Origin of the sequence: Streptomyces graminilatus (assembly GCF_001418565.1) — a bacterium.
Classification (GTDB): domain Bacteria; phylum Actinomycetota; class Actinomycetes; order Streptomycetales; family Streptomycetaceae; genus Streptomyces; species Streptomyces graminilatus.
In genome coordinates, this window is record NZ_LIQQ01000832.1 from 1 (window position 1) to 1,110 (window position 1,110).

The 1,110-nt window shown below is 68.5% G+C and carries 1 protein-coding gene and 1 pseudogene; both read right to left on the bottom strand.

Annotated elements, in window-relative coordinates; all coding sequences use genetic code 11:
- Positions 1-352 precede the first annotated feature (352 nt).
- The coding region (locus tag AOK08_RS46925; RefSeq protein WP_206743424.1) for an alpha/beta fold hydrolase at positions 353-571 on the bottom strand (219 nt) is incomplete at its 5' end.
- 2 nt (positions 572-573) lie between these two features.
- Positions 574-1,110 (bottom strand): annotated as a pseudogene (locus AOK08_RS49080) (alpha/beta fold hydrolase); the annotation flags it as partial.

Here is a 1,110-nt window from a genome sequence, read left to right on the forward strand (position 1 = left end):
TCTTGGCACTGTGATCGCGGAGTTGGCGGCGCCGTGGTCGTCCCGTCGCGAGTCCGTACTGGGCGGGCGGCGCGGCGGTGCACGTCACCGAGCGGCAGGCGCCGCCCGCCCAGTACGGACTCGCGACGGGACGACCACGGCGCCGCCAACTCCGCGATCACAGTGCCAAGATGCGCACGGGCCAGACCGCGGAAGGCGTGATGGGACAAGGCCGCACGAGCCCACTTCGTTGTCACACCCGAAGAACCCGTGCGACCACGGTCACGCCACGGCCCAAGCCCCCGAACTACCCGTGGGGCCGGGCTCCGTCACTGCCCCCCTACGCTGCCGCACACGCAGTGCAGTCCCACTGTCACCCGTGCGAGTCGATGCCTGTCAGGAAGTCGGTGACGAGCTGCGCAAGTTCGGCAGGGCGCTCTTCGGGGACTAGGTGGCCACACCCGGGAAGAATGACGCACTCCGCATCAGGGGCGAGCCGCCGGACGAAATCGATCATGTTCTGTCCGAGGGAGCGTTCACCCGCGATCGCCAGGACGGGAACGTCGAGCGGCACCTGGGCAGCGTCGCGGACNNGCCCAGGTGTTGACGTAGTACGCACAGCTGGACCGCACCGCGTCGTCGTCGCTGTACGCCTTCACGTAGACGGCGATGTCCTCATCAGTGAGGGCGCCCGGGGTGGCACGGCACATCTGGGTGAGCATCCAGGTGAAGAAGGTCTCCTGACCGCCTCCGCCGATGAGCTGTTGTGGAAGCTCGGGAGTGGCAAGGAACGGGAAGAACCACAACGGGTTCCAGGCCCGGGAGAAGTTCAGCAGATCCTCGCCGCCGGCTCCGGGGATGCTCGCCTCCAGCGCGGTGAACGAGACCACCCGGTCACGCGCGGTGGCGGCCAGGTAGTAGCCGATGGGCGTGCCCCAGTCGTGCCCGATGACATGCGCGCTCGCGATGCCAAGGTGATCGAGCAGGTTGCGGACGTCGGCGGCCGCGGTGGCCACGTCGTAACCATCGGCCGGCCGCTCGGTCTCCCCCCAACCCCGCAGGTCGGGAGCGATCACCAGATGGCGCTCTGCGAGCACCGGGATCAGATGCCGCCACTCGTACCAGGTCTGC